A 3,193-nucleotide genomic window follows, 5' to 3' on the forward strand; every position below is an offset into this window, starting at 1 on the left:
AGGTGGGTGAAGCCATGGCCATGGTCAAAGCGCTTAACCGGATCACGCTATTAGGAATGCCGAACAGTATTCGCATCACGTAACAATCGACCCGTATGGGGCGCAGTCGTTACAAGTTCTGATTTATTCAACAAAGCCTGATTCACGGTGAATGTGTCTCTGTTGGCTGTTATGCCATGACCAACAACTATATCGACGAAATTTACCGTTATGCTGAAGCTGCATTACGTAATGGACAAACCAAAATTGATTTGGCGATATATCCTTTCCGTATGACGGAAACCAACATGCAGCGCCACCGTAATTCCACGTATAACAGATTCTGGAGCCAACTTCAGCCGGGTTATGCGTATTTCAACCAGAATTATCAGCCACCATTAATCACGGTAAATAACGGACAGTATGTGGTTAATCCATCCGTTATCAGCAGTGAAAAACCATCACGCTATGCGTTCACCCAAACAAAATAGTACGAACTCACCTGGCATAATTTGATGCCAGGTTTCATTCCCCGTCAGCGGCTGCGTCGCCAACACAGTGACGACATCGTTTGGCGTCGTTTGCTGCTGAAAATCGATTTCCACATCCTGATCCAATAACGTTGCCTTACCAAAAGGCGCACGCCGCGTGATCCAGTACAGCTTGGTGGAGCAGTATCCCATCACAAAACGTCCGTCAGAGAGCAGCATGTTGAACACGCCTTTGCTTCTCAGCACATCGGCTTGCGATGCGATAAAGCGGAACACCGCAGGCCAACTTGCGGGCGAGCGTGGGTAACGCTGCGCCAACTGATTGAGCAGCCAGCAGAAGGCGTACTCGCTGTCCGTTTGTCCCACGGGGCGGAAATGGCCGGTTTTCAGCCCGCGATACCCCTTCAACTGACCGTTATGGGCGAACGTCCAGTTACGCCCCCAGAGCTCGCGGGTAAAGGGGTGGGTATTTTCCAGCGTGACCGCGCCGCGATTCGCCTGACGAATGTGCGACACCACCGCGCAGGATGTGATCGGGTATTCCTGCACCAAGCGGGCAATAGGAGAGTTGAAACTCTGCAACGGATCTTTGAACGTGCGACAGCCATTGCCTTCATAAAAGGTAATGCCCCAGCCATCTTTGTGTGGCCCGGTGCCGCCGCCGCGCTTTATAAGCCCGGTAAAACTGAAACAAATATCCTTCGGAACGTTTGCGCTCATCCCAAGCAGTTCACACATGTCCCCTCCTACCCCCTACTGCTAGCAATTTGGCGAGATTACTGCCCTTTTGCCATTTCTTTTTCGACTAACTGAATCAGGATATGAATCGCTTTTATGTGCACTTCCTGAATACGGTCAGCGTAACCAAAGTGCGGTACGCGAATTTCTACATTCGCCGTGCCCGCCATTTTGCCGCCATCTTTACCCGTCAGGGTGATGACCTTCATTCCTTTGGCGCGAGCGGCATCAATGGCTTTGATGATATTACCGGAATTACCCGAAGTAGAAATCCCGAGCAGTACATCCCCTTCACGCCCCAACGACTCTACGTAGCGAGAAAACACGAAATCGTAGCCAAAATCATTGCTCACGCAGGAGAGATGACTGGGATCGGAAATAGCAATCGCCGGGTAACCAGGGCGGTTCTCACGATAACGACCGGTCAATTCTTCGGCAAAATGCATCGCATCACAATGTGAACCGCCATTGCCGCAGGAAATCACTTTGCCACCCGCCTTGAACGCATCAGCCAGCAACACCGCAGCATTCTGGATCGACTGAATGTTCGCGTCGTCACTCAGAAAAGCGTCCAGCGTAGCCGCAGACTCTTTCAGTTCACTACGGATTAAGTCCTGATACATAGGATCCTCTCGTTTTGTTCGGTAACAGGCGATAACTCTGCACCGCACAGGAGGTGCGCGCAGAGGGAATGCTGGCAGTGTAACGGATCGTGGAAACCGCGAGAAGTACGCTATGCCGCAATCAAGACAATTGCTGATGTTTATCACTACCGGGGTAAAAACACACCAGTTTGTGAGTTAAGTTGTAATTGTGTTGTAAATAAATTGATAAAAAAGACGCGATGCACTACACACTATACACATACAGGTCAGACCTCTTAGCAGATGTTTGCCGTAGTGATAACAGGATTGAGTGGGATGCGCGCAGGCGCAACGTGAACGGATCGGATTAACGGCCGATGACAACTCTGGAGACGAACTATGGTCGCAGTCAGTATTCTTGTTTTGCTGATAATGGTGGGAGCCCTGTTTTATCACCGGGTGAATCTGCCGCTCAGCGCCGCGTTGCTCGTGGCCTACTTCGCGTTGATGGGTGCTGGTTGACTGTGGTCCTACTGGTTATTGTTGCCGCTGCTGGTGGTGCTGGCGCCACTGGTAGTGGCCGCGCTGCGCCAAAAGACACTGTCGGCCCCTGCCCTGGGGACGTTTAAGAAGGTGATGCCCGCCATGTCAAACACCGAGAAAGAGGCCATCAACGCCGGGACCACCTAGTGGGAAGGCGAACTGTTTCGCGGTGCACCGGACTGTAAGATGCTGCATAACTACCCGCAGCCGACATTGACAGAAGAAGAGCAAGCGTTTCTCTATGGCCCGGTGGAAGAAGCATGCCGCATGGCGAATGATTTCCAGATAACCCATGAGTTGGCCGATCTGCCGCCGGAGCTGTGGGCGTTCCTCAAGCAGCACCGCTTCTTCACCATGATCATCAAAAAGCAGTACGGCGGGATAGAATTCTCCGCCTATGCGCAGTCTCAGGTACTGCAAAAACTGGCGAGTGTCTCCAGCATTCTGGCGATCAACGTCGGTGTACCTAACTCGCTCGGCCCCGGCGAACTGTTGCAACATTACGGCACTGAAGATCAGAAAGATCACTACCTGCCACGTCTGGCACGCGGTCAGGAAATTCCTTGTTTTGCACTCACCAGCCCGGAAGCGGGCTCCGATGCGGGCTCGATTCCTGATGTCGGCATTGTGTGCTATGGCGAATGGCAAGGTGAGCAAGTGCTGGGTATGCGTTTAACCTGGAATAAACGCTGGTCGTGTATTCAATATGTTGATTGCATTGTGAAATGTCCGGTTTTGGATGTGGAATACAGTGGCTAAAGTTGATGTAAGATGCCCGTTTTGTGAACAGACATCTCCTGTGAAAAAACACGGTTATGGCAAAAGTGGCCATCAGCGTTACCGTCGTCAGTCATGCAA

At 51.6% G+C, this 3,193-nt stretch carries 3 protein-coding genes and 3 pseudogenes; 4 read left to right on the top strand and 2 right to left on the bottom strand.

Translation table 11 applies throughout. The features are described 5' to 3' along the window. Both QZ506_RS14535 and QZ506_RS14540 read left to right on the top strand, forming a co-directional pair. Positions 1-83: pseudogene (locus QZ506_RS14535) on the top strand (lipoprotein); the annotation flags it as partial. A 54-nt stretch (positions 84-137) separates the two neighbouring features. Continuing rightward, a pseudogene (locus QZ506_RS14540) lies at positions 138-470 on the top strand (transpeptidase); the annotation flags it as partial. Here QZ506_RS14540 and QZ506_RS14545 read toward each other — a convergent pair. Then, positions 441-1,208 carry a class II glutamine amidotransferase gene (locus QZ506_RS14545; RefSeq protein ID WP_291971994.1) on the bottom strand — a complete coding sequence of 256 codons (768 nt, stop codon included), beginning with the start codon at positions 1,206-1,208 and terminating at the stop codon, positions 441-443. The pseudogene QZ506_RS14540 and the gene QZ506_RS14545 sit on opposite strands and share 30 nt — an antisense overlap. 38 nt (positions 1,209-1,246) lie before the next feature. Beyond that, entirely contained in the window at positions 1,247-1,831 is a 585-nt protein-coding gene (gene lpcA, locus QZ506_RS14550; protein WP_291971996.1) for a D-sedoheptulose 7-phosphate isomerase, read from the bottom strand. A 360-nt stretch (positions 1,832-2,191) separates the two neighbouring features. On the opposite strand from lpcA, the pseudogene QZ506_RS14555 reads away from it, so the two are divergent. Then, positions 2,192-3,025: pseudogene (locus tag QZ506_RS14555) on the top strand (acyl-CoA dehydrogenase family protein); the annotation flags it as partial. Positions 3,026-3,086: 61 nt separating this feature from the next. Then, positions 3,087-3,193, top strand: a 107-nt coding sequence (locus QZ506_RS14560) for an IS1 family transposase (RefSeq protein ID WP_367273027.1), incomplete at its 3' end; no start/stop codon positions are given.

The sequence above is a fragment of the Candidatus Symbiopectobacterium sp. genome (assembly GCF_020054415.1).
Lineage (GTDB): Bacteria > Pseudomonadota > Gammaproteobacteria > Enterobacterales > Enterobacteriaceae > Symbiopectobacterium.